General features: G+C 66.1%; 11 protein-coding genes. All 11 read left to right on the top strand.

Annotated elements, in window-relative coordinates; genetic code table 11:
- Positions 1-15 precede the first annotated feature (15 nt).
- The 11 genes from Q4A20_RS04890 (at position 16) to Q4A20_RS04940 (ending at position 15,763) form a co-directional block, all read left to right on the top strand.
- Positions 16-3,981: a DNA-directed RNA polymerase subunit beta' gene (locus Q4A20_RS04890; protein WP_303120913.1), complete on the top strand. Its 3,966-nt coding sequence runs from the start codon at positions 16-18 to the stop codon at positions 3,979-3,981.
- 491 nt (positions 3,982-4,472) lie between these two features.
- Positions 4,473-5,936 (top strand): hypothetical protein, encoded by a 1,464-nt coding sequence (locus tag Q4A20_RS04895; protein WP_303120915.1) that lies wholly within the window; start codon positions 4,473-4,475, stop codon positions 5,934-5,936.
- Positions 5,937-5,956: 20 nt separating this feature from the next.
- Positions 5,957-6,973, top strand: a complete 1,017-nt coding sequence (locus Q4A20_RS04900) for a hypothetical protein (RefSeq protein WP_303120916.1) — start codon at positions 5,957-5,959, stop codon at positions 6,971-6,973.
- 226 nt (positions 6,974-7,199) lie between these two features.
- Positions 7,200-8,054: a hypothetical protein gene (locus Q4A20_RS04905; RefSeq protein ID WP_303120917.1), complete on the top strand. Its 855-nt coding sequence runs from the start codon at positions 7,200-7,202 to the stop codon at positions 8,052-8,054.
- Positions 8,055-8,164: 110 nt separating this feature from the next.
- Positions 8,165-8,662: a thiol peroxidase gene (gene tpx, locus Q4A20_RS04910; RefSeq protein WP_303120919.1), complete on the top strand. Its 498-nt coding sequence runs from the start codon at positions 8,165-8,167 to the stop codon at positions 8,660-8,662.
- Between the two features lie 490 nt (positions 8,663-9,152).
- Complete coding sequence (gene rpsL / locus Q4A20_RS04915; RefSeq protein WP_103063286.1) at positions 9,153-9,527, top strand: 30S ribosomal protein S12; 375 nt, start codon at positions 9,153-9,155, stop codon at positions 9,525-9,527.
- Positions 9,527-9,997 carry a 30S ribosomal protein S7 gene (rpsG, locus tag Q4A20_RS04920; protein WP_073327560.1) on the top strand — a complete coding sequence of 157 codons (471 nt, stop codon included), beginning with the start codon at positions 9,527-9,529 and terminating at the stop codon, positions 9,995-9,997. The genes rpsL and rpsG overlap by 1 nt, the downstream gene beginning before the upstream one ends.
- A 75-nt stretch (positions 9,998-10,072) precedes the next feature.
- The gene (fusA, locus tag Q4A20_RS04925) at positions 10,073-12,208 is read left to right on the top strand and encodes an elongation factor G (protein WP_303120924.1); all 2,136 of its coding nucleotides are present in this window, start codon (positions 10,073-10,075) and stop codon (positions 12,206-12,208) included.
- A gap of 200 nt (positions 12,209-12,408) precedes the next feature.
- Complete coding sequence (gene tuf / locus Q4A20_RS04930) at positions 12,409-13,599, top strand: elongation factor Tu (RefSeq protein WP_303120926.1); 1,191 nt, start codon at positions 12,409-12,411, stop codon at positions 13,597-13,599.
- A gap of 650 nt (positions 13,600-14,249) precedes the next feature.
- The gene (locus Q4A20_RS04935) at positions 14,250-14,690 is read left to right on the top strand and encodes a SpaA isopeptide-forming pilin-related protein (protein ID WP_303120928.1); all 441 of its coding nucleotides are present in this window, start codon (positions 14,250-14,252) and stop codon (positions 14,688-14,690) included.
- A complete protein-coding gene (locus Q4A20_RS04940) occupies positions 14,687-15,763 on the top strand; it encodes a SpaH/EbpB family LPXTG-anchored major pilin (RefSeq protein ID WP_303120930.1) in 1,077 nt (358 codons plus the stop codon). The genes Q4A20_RS04935 and Q4A20_RS04940 overlap by 4 nt, the downstream gene beginning before the upstream one ends.
- Positions 15,764-15,856 lie beyond the last annotated feature (93 nt).

The raw sequence follows: 15,856 nt of genomic DNA on the forward strand, positions 1-15,856 counted from the left end.
TCGGAAGTAGGAACTGTGCTCGACGCCAACGTGTTCGACAGGATCCAGCTCGGCCTTGCCACCGCCGAGGACATCAAGTCCTGGTCGCATGGCGAGGTCAAGAAGCCCGAGACCATCAACTACCGCACTCTCAAGCCGGAGAAGGACGGGCTCTTCTGCGAGAAGATCTTCGGTCCCACCCGTGACTGGGAGTGCGCCTGCGGCAAGTACAAGCGGGTGCGCTACAAGGGCATCGTCTGCGAGCGCTGCGGGGTGGAGGTGACTCGCTCCAGGGTGCGTCGTGAGCGCATGGCCCACATCAAGCTGGCTGCGCCCGTCACCCACATCTGGTACTTCAAGGGCGTCCCCTCCCGCCTGGGATACCTGCTCAATCTGGCCCCCAAGGACCTGGAGAAGGTCATCTACTTCGCCGCCCACATGGTGACCGAGGTGGACGAGGAGGCCCGCCACGACGACCTGCCCTCGCTGCGCAACGAGTTCGAGGTCAAGAAGAAGCACGTGGAGGAGGCAGGCCAGGCCGATATCGAGGCCCGCCAGCGGCGCCTGGAGGAGGACCTCGCCCAGCTCGAGGCCGAGGGCGCCGAGCAGGCGCAGCGGGACAAGGCCCGCAAGACCGCCGAGCGGGAGATGGCCTCCCTGCGCCGCAAGAACACCCGCACCCTGGAGCACATGGACAAGGTGTGGGACCGCTTCGTGTCCCTCAAGGTCGGCGACCTGGAGGGAGACGAGGTCCTGTACCGGGACATGGCCGCCGACTACGGCATCTACTTCAAGGGCGCCATGGGGGCGGAGGCCATCCAGGACCGTCTGCGCACCTTCGACCTGGAGGCGGAGGCCGCCGCCCTGACCGAGATCGTCGAGTCCGGCACCGGCCAGCGCAAGACCCGCGCCATCAAGCGGCTTAAGGTCATCAACGCCTTCCGCATGACCGATACCGCACCCGAGTCGATGGTGCTGGACAACATCCCGGTCATCCCCCCGGACCTGCGCCCCATGGTGCAGTTGGACGGCGGTCGCTTCGCCACTTCAGACCTCAACGACCTTTACCGTCGTGTCATCAATCGCAACAACCGTCTCAAGCGGCTGATGGACCTGGGTGCGCCGACGATCATCGTCAACAACGAGAAGCGCATGCTGCAGGACGCCGTGGACGCCCTGTTCGACAACGGCCGCCGGGGCCGCCCCGTCACCGGGGTCGGCAACCGTCCGCTGAAGTCCCTGTCCGACATGCTCAAGGGCAAGCAGGGCCGGTTCCGGCAGAACCTGCTGGGCAAGCGCGTGGACTACTCGGGCCGCTCCGTGATCGTCGTCGGCCCGCAGCTGAAGCTGCACCAGTGCGGACTGCCCAGCCAGATGGCCCTGGAGCTGTTCAAGCCCTTCGTCATGAAGCGGCTCGTGGAACTCAAGGAGGCGCAGAACGTCAAGGCTGCCAAACGGATGGTTGAGCGGGCCAACCCGAAGGTGTGGGACGTGCTGGCCGAGGTCATCCGGGAGCACCCGGTGCTGCTCAACCGCGCCCCCACGCTGCACCGCCTGGGCATCCAGGCCTTCGAGCCGCAGCTGATCGAGGGTAAGGCCATCCAGCTGCACCCGCTGGTGTGCGGCGCCTTCAACGCCGACTTCGACGGCGACCAGATGGCCGTCCACCTGCCGCTGGGCGCCGAGGCGCAGGCCGAGGCCCGCATCCTCATGCTCTCGTCCAACAACATCCTCAAGCCCTCCGACGGCCGCCCCGTGACCATGCCCAGCCAGGACATGATCATCGGCACCTACTACCTCACGCAGGAGCCCGACCCGGACGTGGCTGTGGCCAAGGACGAGCACGGCGAGCCGATCGTGCCCTCGTTCTCCTCCTACGCGGAGGCGCTCATGGCCTATGACTTCGGCAAGCTCGACGTCAACGCCACCTGCGACATCCGCTTCGAGGAGGGCATCGCGGCTCCCGAGGGCTGGCAGGCTCCCGAGGGCTGGAGCGAGGGCGACCCGATCACGCTGCGCACCTCCTTCGGCCGGGCCCTGTTCAACACGGCGCTGCCCGAGTCCTTCCCCTACGTCAACTACACCGTTGACAAGAAGCAGCTGGGCAACATCATCAACACCCTGGCCGAGTCCTACCCGCGCGTCGAGGTGGCCGCCTGCCTGGACGAGCTGAAGGACAACGGCTTCCACTGGTCGACCTGGTCCGGTATCACGGTCGCCTTCGCCGACGTCGTCTCTCCGCCTTCCAAGCCGGAGATCCTCGCGCGTTACGAGGCGGAGGCGGCCGAGATCGAGGAGCAGTTCGAGTTCGGTGCGCTCACGGAGGACGACCGCTACAAGTCGTTGATCGACATCTGGACTAAGGCCACCGACGAGGTCGCCGAGGCCATGCGTGCCAACTTCCCCGAGCGCAACACCGTCTACCAGATGGTGGCCTCCGGGGGCCGCGGCAACTGGGACCAGATCCGCCAGCTCGCCGGCATGCGCGGCCTGGTGGCCGACCCCAAACAGCGTCTGATCGAGCGGCCGATCGAGTCCAACTACCGGGAGGGCCTGTCCGTCCTGGAGTACTTCATCGCCACCCACGGCGCCCGCAAGGGTCTGGCCGACACGGCCCTGCGCACCGCCGACTCCGGCTACCTGACCCGCCGTCTGGTAGACGTCTCCCAGGACGTGATCGTCCGCGAGGAGGACTGCGGCACCCGCAAGGGTCTGACTAAGCGGCTATTCACCTGGCGGGAGGTCGGCGGCGAGCGGACCAAGGAGGTCTCCGACATTCTGGAGACCACCGTGTTCGGCACCACCCTGGCGCGTGACGCCGTGGACGCCGATGGGAACGTCGTGATCGAGGCCGGCACCGACCTGACCGGCGGCGACATCCGCGCGGCCATTGACGCGGGCATTGAGGAGGTCGTCTGCCGCTCGGTGCTGACCTGCGACTCCGCCGTCGGCACCTGCGCCTCCTGCTACGGCCGCTCTCTGGCCACCGGCAAGCGCGTGGACATCGGCGAGGCTGTGGGCATCATCGCTGCCCAGTCCATTGGCGAGCCCGGTACGCAGCTGACCATGCGCACCTTCCACACCGGTGGCGCGGCCGGTGCCGCCGACATCACCCAGGGTCTGCCCCGTGTCCAGGAGCTCTTCGAGGCCCGCACCCCCAAGGGCGAGGCCGCCGTGGCGGAGGCCGCCGGCACCCTCAAGATCGAGGACGACGCCGACGGCAAGCGCCTGGTCATCACCCGGGACGACGGGGAGGAGGAACTGGTGGTTCCGGTCTCCCGCCGGCAGCGGCTGCTGGTCGTCGACGGCGAGCACGTCGAGCCGGGCGACGCCCTGACCGAGGGGCCGGTCGACCCCAAGAAGCTCCTGCGTCTGCGCAGTGTCGGTGCCACCCAGCGTCACCTGGTGGACGAGGTCCAGGAGGTCTACCGCTCTCAGGGCGTTGATATCCACTCCAAGCACATTGAGGTCATCGTGCGGCAGATGCTGCGGCGCGTGACCGTGCTGGACACCGGTGACACCAACCTCCTCCAGGGCGACCTGGTTGACGTCTCCCGCTACCGCGAGGAGAACCGCCGGGTGATGGCTGAGGGCGGCAAGACCGCGTCCGCGCGCACCGAACTCATGGGCATTACCAAGGCCTCGCTCGCGACCGACTCCTGGCTGAGCGCCGCCTCCTTCCAGGAGACCACGCGCGTGCTCACCGAGGCCGCCATGAACGGCAAGTCAGACCCGCTGCTGGGTCTGAAGGAGAACGTCATCCTGGGCAAGCTGATCCCCGCCGGCACCGGGCTGGCCCGCTACTCGGACATCGAGGTGGAGCCCACCGAGGAGGTCAAGGCGGAGGTGTTCTCCCGAGCCGGTTATGCCGGCGGCGACGCCTTCAGCGTGGGAGACTCGGTGGCGCTGGACGACTTCTCCTTCGGCGGCGACTTCCGGGCGGACTTCTCCGACGACTTCCGTACCGGCTTCAACACCTCCTCGGAGAACTTCCAGTTCTAACCTTCGCAGTCGGCCGCGGACCAAGGTCTGAACCGACGACGAATCCAACGCCGGCCCCGGCGAGTCACCGTGCTCGCCGGGGCCGGCGCGCTGCCCGGGGAAACGGCGCCCGTCTCACCGTACGCACAGCTTTTGCGACGGTCGGCAACATATGTCACGATGCCGCATCGTCAGCTGTTCCCGACCCCTATAGGTATTCGATGACAAACACCCCGATTCCCCCCGACTCCTCCTCACCCGATCCCTCCGTTCCCGATACCGGCGCCTAGCCGACGGCGGCTACCGGCGAGCCGACGCCTCCTGCAGCCAACCCGGCCTATGGCCCCGAGGCGGTTGCGGCACCCCAATCGGTGATAAACGCCGCGCCGGCCAGCGCCGCACCACCGCCCGCACCGGCCGCAGCCTTCCCCACCCAGCCGGTTCGACCAACCTCACCTGGAATCGTCAGTACGGCGCTGCGACCCCTGGGGGGCGGACCCGCTCTGGCGACCGTGGGACTGGTGATCGTCGTCGTCCTCGGCACCGCCCTGATCTCCGCGCTGCTGATAATGGGCGCAATCAGCACGCTGGGGGAGGAGGACCTGCCGGCCTCCTCCACCATGGTGCCGGTGCTGATGGGATACAGCCTCGGCGGCCGACTGGGGATGACCGCCACCACCATGTACGTGGTCTCGGCCGGCGGCTCGGCGACACTGCTGCCGCTGGGAAGCTTGGCGGCCATCGCCATCGGTGTTTTCCTGTTGGCTCGGCGTCGGACTGTGATCGACTTCTCGGCCGGCCCGATCGGCGTCGTCGCGGTGCGTGCCGCAGTGGAGGCGGCGGTGGTCGCCCTCGTGTCCTGCCTGTTCACCGGATTGGCCTCATACAGCCCCGGACCCGCGGGAGAGATGACGATCAGTGCGTCTGCGGGCTGGCTCGCGATCGTGGTGTGGGCGATCGTCTTCGGTGCGTTGTTCCTCGGCCGCGCCGGCGTGTTGCTCCTGGCCCGGATGGCTCCAGCCGTTAGCCAGGTACTGCGTGAACTCGGAGCACTGGTACTGGTGGCCGGGAGTGTGCTCGGCGTAGTAAGTATCGTCGGCACCGGCTTGGCGGCACTGACCAATGACGCCGCAGCGGCCGTCCCCCTGATCCCGGTGCTGCTTGGAAACCTGATCGTCTACATGCTCACCCTGGGCACCTTCGGCGCCATCACCGGTAACACGGGTTTCGGGAGCGAGCTGGTGGAACAGGACATCCCGGTGCTCTCCTCCGATGCCTTCGCGTGGACCTTGCTGGGGCCCTGGTCGATTCTGCTTTTCGTCGCGGTGGCGCTGGTGGTGCTCGCCGCGGCTGCCCGCATCGGTGTACGCCGTCCCCGGCTGGCGGCGGCAGACATGGGCCGGACGTGGCAGCTGCCGGTTGCGGGCTTTGTGGTCGGCCTGATCATGCTGCACCTGTTGGTGCCCGCAAGCGTGTCGGCACGCCTAATAGGACCGGAGACGTCGGCGAGCATCGGCCCGTCGTGGTGGTCGAGTCTGACCCTGGCCGTTTTCGTGCTGCTCATCTCCGCGCTGGCTGAGGTGGTGCCTACGTGGCTTTACGCCAATGCCAACTCCTTACTGCGCTTGTGCGCCGGAGGTAGAGCGGTGGACGAATGGATCGCGGGTCTTGTCCGAAGCGGCATGCCCGGGACGCAGGTTCCGCCTCCGGCCGCGCCGACACCCGCGTCGGCCTTCGCACCGGCTGGTTATGGCAGTGTGCCCGCCGCGGCGGCACCGCCGGCGCCGGGCGCCCCGCAGCCGACCGCCCCGGCAACAGAACCCGTCATTCCCGTCGTCGACGCGGCTCCGCCTCCCGCACCGACGCCGAACCCGGTCGCATCCGCACCTGACATGCCGACGACGGTGGCTCCCGCGCCCACGACTGCGGCCGCTACAGGGCCGCGCCGCCCCCGCTGCCCGAGCCGCAACCGATGAGCGAGGCCTCTCGTCGGCGTGTGAAACTGGCCGTGGGAGCGGTACTGGCCTGCCTCATACTGGTCGGTATAGGCGCCGTCACCGTGCATGCGCTGAACTCCCGGCGCGGCCCGGAGCAGGCGGTGGAGTCCTATCTCAGCCTAATTGCCGACGGTCGAGCCGCCGAGGCCAACGCCATGGTCGATCCCGGGATTACCAACGCACAACGGCTACTACTCACAGACGAGGTGCTTGGTGCCGCGACCTCCCGTATTGAGGTCGTGAACGTGGCGGAGACCTCGCAGACGGACTCCTCATACGGCACGGACAACATATTCTTCGAGGACGGCACCTCGGGAGGTGAGTGGGTGACCGTGACCGCCAAGCTGTCACTGGACGGCGAACGGTTCGAGGTGCCCTTCGCGGTGCGAGCCGGGGACAAGGACTTCGGCTTGTTGAACAATTGGGAGATAGGCACCCCGCTCATCCGAGCGATCACGCTGAATTCCTACTCGCTCGATACCGTCACCATCGGTGGCGCCGAAGTGACCCTGGAGGACACCGCCTACGTTGGCGCATCGGCCACGCAGTACGTCTACTTCGGCGTTTACCCGCTCGGCATCAGTGAGAACAAATCGGACTACCTGAAACCGGACACCGATTCGGTGACAGTCGGTGCCACGTCCGCCGCCACCGCTGAGGTGGAGGCAGAGGCCACTGAAACGCTTAGCAACCTGGTCCTGGACGCGGTCAAGGCCCAGGCGACCGCATGCGTCACCCCGCCCGGGAACATGGAGGAGGTATGCCCCTATCCGCTGCAGTCCACCGAGTTGGACTCGCTCGCGGTCACCTCCGAGGCTACGGAGGTGACGGTGGACGGCGAGTCGTTCAAGAGCGGCTCCATCACCTTCACCACCCGTAACAACCCGAACAGCTTGAACAGAAATCCCCGGGACAAAACGAGCAAGTACACCTTCTCGGGAACGATCGAGTGGCCGCAGGACGGGGGTGAACCCACGATCACCGTGACCAACTCGAACCCGTACTACGGCATGTGAGGCCACGGCTCACGGGCCCGAAGTGGCCGGCCGAACTCCACCGGGAGACTCGGCCGGCCACTTGCGTGCCGTCCTTGGATGCATTGGGAGTGGTTCGCGGCGGAACGTCAACAGCCTGGGTGACACGCGATCACACGGGTGTGGCCAAGCGCATGCCCGCCTGGGCTTCAAGTAACGGTACGGTGTAAATGTACGCTCTGTGCACCGTCGGTAAGGAGTCTGCACCGTGTCCACCTCGTCCGCACCCGAGTATGAGCCCGATCCGCGGCCGGCCGGCGCTGCTCGGCGCGTCAGCGTGTTCGGACGTAACGGTGCTGATGGACGACTCGAGCGCGGCACTGCCGAAGTCCGCTGGCAGGATGCTCAGCCCACCCAGGCGGTGAGTGCCGAGATGAACCTCGGAGACGATGCACCCACCACGGCCCTGCCCACGTCATACGAGCCCGCCGATGCCGATCCGGCGCCGACCGCGGCCCTGCCGACCTCCGTTGCTACCACTCGTGGGGCGGCGCCACCGCCTCGGCCGGCGTCGGTGCCTGATCCCGGGCCGGTGCCACTGTCGGGCCCGACCGCACCGGCGCCCATGCGTCTGCCGGCGCCGCCCGTTAGACGACGCACGGCCGCCACGCCATTGGGCACTGTGATGGTGCTGCTCGCCTCGGCACTTCTGGGCTGGGGGATCTACACGTTGCTGACATCCCTCAACGTGTTCAACCTGCTACAGGGAGACCATTCGCTCATCAACACGACTGCGGCCACGGCCTTCGCCATCGGCGCAGTACTCGCCTTCATCGCCTTCATCGTCGCCATCGTCGCGGTGGTGCGGGCCCGCCCGAAGACGGCTGCGGCGCTGCTGGTGTTGGCATCCCTGGTGCTTCCCACAGCGGCCACGGTGGCAGGCGCCTATTACGGGGCGACTGCGCTGAAGGAGCAGACGACCGCGCAGGCCTGGGCCTACGCCGACGCGGTCGATGTTGAGCAGATCGACGCCCTCATGACCTGGATCGAAACAATGGGCGCCACCGTCCCGGGTAAGGACGAGGTCCTGGATATTCTTCGTGCCGCCAAGGGTGAGGGCTGACTATGCTACCGGGTGATGCAACCCCGGCGGCGCCCATGCTGACCGCAAGCGCCGAATATAAGAGGCTCTGGGGTCTGTACCGGAGACTGAAAAGATGACACGATTAGTCCATGACTACGATCACACTTGAAGGCAACCCGGTCCACACCGTCGGCAGCCTGCCGGAGGTCGGTACCAAGGCTCCGGCTTTCGAACTGGCAGGCGCGGACCTGGCTCCGGTCACCTCGGCGGCGCTGGCGGGGCGCCGCGTCGTCCTGAACATCTTCCCGTCGATAGACACCGGCATCTGCGCCACCTCCGTGCGCCAGTTCAACCAGCTGGCAACGAGCCTGGAGGACACCACCGTCGTGTGTGTCTCGGCGGACCTGCCCTTCGCCGCCGCCCGTTTCTGCGGCGCCGAGGGCCTGAACAATGTCGTCACCGGTTCCACCTTCCGGTCCAGCTTTGGTGCCGATTACGGAGTCGCCCTGACTGACAGTCCGATGGCCGGGCTCATGTCTCGTGCCGTCGTCGTACTCGACGCCGACGGCACGGTACTGCACGCAGAGCAGGTGCCCGAGATGAAGCAGGAACCGGACTACGACGCCGCTATTGCCGCCCTCGCATAACGTTCCTCGTGTTTGGGGGTGCGGGGTGGGTGTTTGGTGGTGTGGTTCGGGCCGGAGCGGTGGGTTTGCACACTTGAGGAGTGAGTCGGGGGTTGACTCCGTGTGTTTCCAAGGAAACCCGGTACTTGCGCGGGCTTGCACCTAAGGGTCCCATTATTGGGTTCGGCGAGTTGTTGCGTGGCCGGGAACACCCTGTCGCGGGCTGGTATTGCGTCAGCGGGGCAGGTAGGCTCGATCCCCGGTGCCCGCGTGCGGGTCACCGTTCTCCATTTCCGTTCCCAGCCGGTCGGTGTTCACGCTCCGATGGGTGACGCGGGTCTGCCGCGGCGGGAACCGACGGGCCCCGTCACGGGGCTCCGGACGCATCGCCGTCGGCCGGGCCGACGCCGGGCGGGCCGGCCCTCACCGTGGCTCAGTGCGCCGTCGTGGGGGAGCGGATCGGCACACGGGCAGCGACAGCCCGAAAGCACTTCAAGATGGAGAATCAGTAGTGCCCACGATTCAGCAGCTGGTCCGCAAGGGCCGCTCGACCAAGCGCGCGGCGTCCAAGACCCCGGCGCTCAAGTCAAGTCCGCAGCGCCGTGGCGTATGCACCCGTGTGTACACCACGACCCCGAAGAAACCGAACTCCGCCCTTCGTAAGGTCGCCCGTGTGCGCCTGTCGACCGGCATTGAGGTCACGGCCTACATCCCCGGCGAGGGCCACAACCTTCAGGAGCACTCGATCGTGCTCGTCCGCGGTGGTCGTGTGAAGGACCTTCCCGGTGTCCGCTACCACATCGTGCGCGGTGCCCTAGACACCCAGGGTGTCAAGGGACGCCAGCAGGCACGTTCCAAGTACGGCGCCAAGAAGGAGAAGAACTAATGCCCCGTAAGGGTCCTGCCCCCCGGCGTCCCCTGGCCGTTGACCCGGTCTACGGCTCACCGGTCGTCACCCAGCTCGTCAACCGCGTCCTGCTCGACGGCAAGAAGGCCACCGCCGAGCGCATCGTCTACGGCGCCCTGGAGGGCGTGCGCTCCAAGACCGATCAGGATCCGGTCTCGGTACTCAAGCGCGCCCTGGACAACATCCGTCCGTCCCTGGAGGTCCGCTCCCGCCGCGTCGGCGGTGCGACCTACCAGGTGCCCGTTGAGGTCCGGCCCAACCGCGCCACCACCCTCGCCCTGCGCTGGCTCGTGGACTTCTCCCGTCAGCGTCGTGAGAACACCATGACCGAGCGGCTCATGAACGAGATCCTGGACGCCTCCAACGGTCTCGGCGCCGCCGTCAAGCGGCGTGAGGACATGCACCGAATGGCCGAGTCCAACAAGGCCTTCGCTCACTACCGCTGGTAATCATCCGAGGTCTCCCAGGCCCACCGGGCCCGGGCGGCGCCAAATCCCACACCATACGAACGAAGGACATCACTAGTGGCACTAGACGTGCTGACTGACCTCACCAAGGTCCGCAACATCGGCATCATGGCTCACATCGATGCCGGCAAGACGACCGTGACCGAGCGCATCCTGTTCTACACGGGCATCAACTACAAGATCGGCGAGACGCACGACGGCGCTTCGACGATGGACTGGATGGAACAGGAGCAGGAGCGCGGTATCACCATCACTTCCGCGGCCACCACCTGCTTCTGGAAGGACAACCAGATCAACATCATTGACACCCCCGGCCACGTCGACTTCACGGTCGAGGTCGAGCGCTCCCTGCGTGTGCTCGACGGCGCGGTCGCCGTCTTCGACGGCAAGGAGGGCGTCGAGCCCCAGTCCGAGACGGTGTGGCGCCAGGCGGACAAGTACAACGTGCCCCGCATCTGCTACATCAACAAGATGGACAAGCTGGGCGCGGACTTCGACTTCTCCGTGCAGACGATCCGCGACCGGCTCCACGCCACGCCGATCGTCGTCAACTTCCCCATCGGCGCCGAGAACGAGTTCTCCGGCGTCGTAGACGTCATCGAGATGCGGGCGATCCGCTTCCCGGAGAAGGACGCCGACGGCAAGGACACCCGCGGCAGCGTCGTGGAGTACGAGGACATCCCGGCCGAGCTCGTCTCCCGTGCCGAGCAGCTGCGCAGCGAGCTCGTCGAGACGGTCGCCGAGGCCGACGACGAACTCATGGAGAAGTACCTGGAGGGGGAGGAACTCACGGTCGCCGAGATCAAGCGCGGCATCCGCAAGCTCACCATCGCCGGTCAGGCCTTCCCGGTCTTCGCCGGCTCCGCCTTCAAGAACAAGGGTATCCAGCCCGTGCTCGACGGCGTCCTGGACTACCTGCCCTCGCCGCTGGACGTGCCCGCCGTCGAGGGGCACGCCCCCGGCGACGAGTCCAAGGCACTGACCCGCAAGGCGAACGAGACCGAGCCCTTCTCCGCACTGGCCTTCAAGGTCGCCACGCACCCCTTCTACGGCAAGCTCGTGTACGTGCGTGTCTACTCCGGCAGGGTCTCCCAGGGCGACACGGTCCTCAACGCCACCAAGGGGCGCAAGGAGCGCGTCGGCAAGCTCTTCCAGATGCACTCCAACAAGGAGAACCCGGTGGAGGAGGCCCACGCCGGCCACATCTACGCCTTCATCGGGCTGAAGGATGTCACCACCGGTGACACCCTGTGCGCCCAGGGCGACCCGATCATCCTGGAGTCGATGACCTTCCCGGACCCGGTGATCCACGTCGCCATCGAGCCCAAGACCAAGGGCGACCAGGAGAAACTGGGTGTGGCGATCCAGAAGCTCTCCGAGGAGGACCCGACCTTCACGGTCGAGCTCGACGAGGAGACCGGGCAGACGGTCATCGGCGGCATGGGTGAGCTGCACCTGGACGTGTTCGTCGATCGCATGCGCCGTGAGTTCAAGGTTGAGGCGAATGTCGGTAACCCGATGGTCGCCTACCGCGAGACCATCCGCAAGAAGGTCGAGAAGGTCGAGTACACCCACAAGAAGCAGACCGGTGGTTCCGGCCAGTTCGCGAAGGTGCTCATGGCCTTCGAGCCGCTCGTCGTCGACGAGACGGACGAAGAGGAGGCGAACAAGCACTACGAGTTCGTCAACGCCATCACCGGTGGCCGTGTGCCGCGGGAGTTCATCCCGAGCGTCGACGCCGGTGTGCAGGAGGCCATGACCACCGGCGTACTGGCCGGCTACCCCATGGTCGATGTCAAGGCCACCCTGGTCGACGGCGGCTACCACGAGGTCGACTCCTCTGAGATGGCCTTCAAGATCGCCGGATCGATGGCCTTCAAGGAGGGTGCCAAGAAGGCCAAGCCGGTTCTGCTCGAGCCGGTCATGGCCGTCGAGGTGCGCACCCCGGAGGAGTACATGGGCGACGTCATCGGCGACCTGAACTCCCGGCGCGGCATGGTCCAGTCCATGGAGGACGCGCAGGGCGTGAAGGTCATCAAGGCCGTCGTTCCGCTGTCGGAGATGTTCGGATACGTGGGCGACCTGCGCTCCAAGACGCAGGGCCGCGCCGTGTACTCAATGGAGTTCGACTCCTATGCCGAGGTTCCCAAGAACGTCGCCGACGAGGTCATCGCCAAGGCCAAGGGCGAGTAACCCGCGGCTGCGTCCGGGGTCGGGCGCTGACGGCGAGAGCCGATTCACCCGGCCCCGGGCGCCCCGGAATTGCGTCCGGGGCAACCCATCCAAGTAAGATTTCCAACAATTCATCCGTAGACATTCTCACAGTCGATGCGGCTACCATGTGCTAGTCGACTCCCGACGAAGAGAACTACCCGAGTCCCAGGAGGACACCAGTGGCCAAGGCCAAGTTCGAGCGGACCAAGCCGCACGTCAACATCGGAACGATCGGTCACGTCGACCACGGCAAGACGACGCTGACCGCCGCAATCTCGAAGGTCCTGCACGACGAGTACCCGGACCTCAACCCCTTCACCCCCTTCGACGAGATCGACAAGGCTCCTGAGGAGCGCCAGCGCGGTATCACCATCAACATCGCGCACGTCGAGTACGAGACCGACAAGCGCCACTACGCCCACGTGGACGCCCCCGGCCACGCCGACTACATCAAGAACATGATCACCGGTGCCGCGCAGATGGACGGCGCCATCCTCGTGGTCGCCGCTACCGACGGCCCCATGGCGCAGACCCGCGAGCACGTCCTGCTCGCCCGCCAGGTGGGTGTGCCCGCGCTGCTGGTTGCGCTGAACAAGTCCGACATGGTCGAGGACGAGGAGCTCCTCGAGCTGGTCGAGATGGAGGTCCGTGAGCTGCTGTCGTCCCAGGACTACGACGGCGACGAGGCGCCCGTGATCCGCGTGTCCGCGCTCAAGGCCCTTGAGGGCGACGCCGAGTGGGCCGGCAAGATCAAGGAGCTCATGGACGCGGTGGACGAGTACATCCCGACCCCCGTGCGTGACATGGACAAGCCCTTCCTCATGCCCATTGAGGACGTCTTCACCATCACCGGTCGCGGCACCGTCGTCACCGGGCGTGTGGAGCGCGGCAAGCTGCCGATCAACTCCGAGGTCGAGATTCTCGGTATCCGCGAGGCGCAGAAGACCACCGTCACCGGCATTGAGATGTTCCACAAATCCATGGACGAGGCCTGGGCCGGTGAGAACTGTGGTCTGCTGCTGCGCGGTACCCGTCGTGAGGACGTCGAGCGCGGGCAGGTCGTCTGCAAGCCGGGCTCAATCACCCCGCACACCGAGTTCGAGGGGCACGTCTACATCCTTACCAAGGATGAGGGCGGTCGCCACAACCCCTTCTACTCCAACTACCGTCCGCAGTTCTACTTCCGTACCACCGACGTCACCGGCGTCATCACGCTGCCCGAGGGCACCGAGATGGTCATGCCTGGCGACACCACCGAGATGTCGGTGCAGCTGATCCAGCCCATCGCCATGGAGGAGGGCCTCGGCTTCGCCATCCGTGAGGGTGGCCGCACCGTCGGCTCCGGTCGCGTCACCAAGATCATCAAGTGACGTTCCGTCCGCTCTGAGGCGTTTTCGGGCGCACTACTCGGGAGGGTCCCCTTCCCCGGCCGTGAGGCCGGGGAAGGGGACCCTCTTTTCGCGGCGGAAGCGGATTAGGGGGTCTGGCACATGGGCGGTTGCCGAAGAGGTGCGGCAGGGCGGCGTGTTGCAAACACGAGTCGCCCCCATGGCCGTAAATCCGAAGACTCGGTAAGTCGCTGATGTCATTATTCGATAGTGCCTGACGAGAGTCTATTCGAAGCCTTAACGCATCCTGGCCGTGCAAGACATTCAGAAAACCTGCCGTAGCCTTCTTAGGTGTTCGAAAGGCGCTTCGAGGCGACTCTCGAAACTGCGGTCCGTCGTTCTCGAGCTGGAGTGCCATGACTTCGTCCCGTTCTACGCGTGTCCTTCAACACTCAGGGGGTGCGGCGGCCGCAGTCGGGGCCAGCGGGTCACTCCGTTGCGGCTCCGCCAGTTCCCTGAGTAGCAAGCTCCGTCGTACTAAGGCGTCGGGCAGCACGTCAGCAGGCTCCGGGACGATACGACCCTCGCAATGACGATCGCATGCCCATCTCCAGCCATCTCATCCACCGCAAAACCGGACGCTGAAAGGACGCTCATCCTCATGCGAAACTCTCTTCGCGGACACCTGCGCCGTGCCCAGGGCCCTGGGCACGGCAGTCACGGCCCAGGCTGCCGACCTGGCCAACATCGACACCGGGGCCACCGGATCGATCCTGATCCACAAGTACGAGGCAGGTTCGCTCACTGCCGACGGAACGGCTGATGGTCTGACCGCCACCGGCGGCGACCCCGTTGCGGGGGTCGTCTTCACGGCCTACCGGATCACGAACCTCGATCTGACCACCCAGGGGGCGTGGGACGGTCTGGCCGACGTCCTGGTTCCCGCAGACGCGTGCGGCTCCGACAACCGTACGCCGCAGTTCGGCAACTACACCTTCGATGCGGGCACGGCCAGTGCTGCCACGGACGGCAATGGCCAGACCAGTATCAACCCGCTGCCGGTGGCCGCGCACCTGGTGTGCGAGACCAGTGCGCCCAGTACGGTCCAGACCGATGCCGCGCCTTCCTGGTGACCATTCCCTTCCCGAACAACGCGGCCAACACTGCCAGCGCCGATGGGAACTGGCTGTATGACGTGAACGTCTACCCGAAGAACGTCGTCGTCCTGGCCCCCACCAAGAGTGTGAGCGTGACCGCCAACGGCCTTAACGCCGATGACCAGATCTCTTTCCCGGTGACGGCGAAGGTTCCTAGCATCGTCACAACCGACTCGTTCAAGTACTTCGTGATCTCTGACCCGCTGGACTCCAACCTCTCCGACGGGGCCGTCGCCTCGGTGAAGATAAACGGCACTGACGTCGACCCGTCCTACTACACGGCGACTAACGGGCAGACCGTATCGGTCGGCTTCAACCAGGCCGGTCTGGCCTACCTGAAGACCCAGCCGAACGCACAGATCGAGGTCGTGTTCAACGCCAGGGCCGTGAGCGTGCCCGCCTCCGGAGTGATTGAGAACACCGCTAATCTGTACGTCGACACCACGTCGGGAGCCACCCCGGAACAGCCGCCCGTGACGCCTCCTAATGAGCCGGGCACACCCACCAACAAGGTCGTCGCCTCGTGGGGCGACGCGCGCCTGACCAAGCTCGACCAGGACAACAGCAAGGCCCTCCAGGGGGCGACCTTCCAGGTCTACAACGCCGCGGACCCCTATGCCGCCTCATGCGACAACGCCGTCAAGACCGGCGGCCCGATCGCGGTCAACGGTGCCACCGAGTTCACCTCGGACGGGGACGGATTGGTCTACATTGCGGGCCTGTTCGTTGATCAGAAGGCCGGTGCGGCCACGGACACCACGGTCGTGCCCGAGCGCACCCAGCGCTGCTACGTGCTGGTGGAGACCGCGGCGCCGGCCGGATACGTGCTGCCGGCCAACGCCGATGCACCGTTGACCGTCACGGCCGGACTGACCGCGAATGCCGGCTACGACCTGACGGTGCCCAACACCAAGCAGAACGTTCCGCAGCTGCCCCTCACGGGCGCCAACGGTGCGCTGCTGATGATGCTGGCCGGCACCGTCTTCGTGATGATCGGGGTCGGCAGGGCCTTCGTCTCCCGTTCGAAGAGGCGGGACTCGCAGGACTGACCCGACGGCGATGACACTGCGACTGACTCCGGGGCTATGTTTTGCCAGTTGCTCTTGGCAGTAGCTCTTGGCAATAGGGCTTGTCAGCAGGCC

Origin of the sequence: Actinomyces sp. (assembly GCF_030530635.1) — a bacterium.
Taxonomy (GTDB): Bacteria; Actinomycetota; Actinomycetes; order Actinomycetales; family Actinomycetaceae; genus Actinomyces.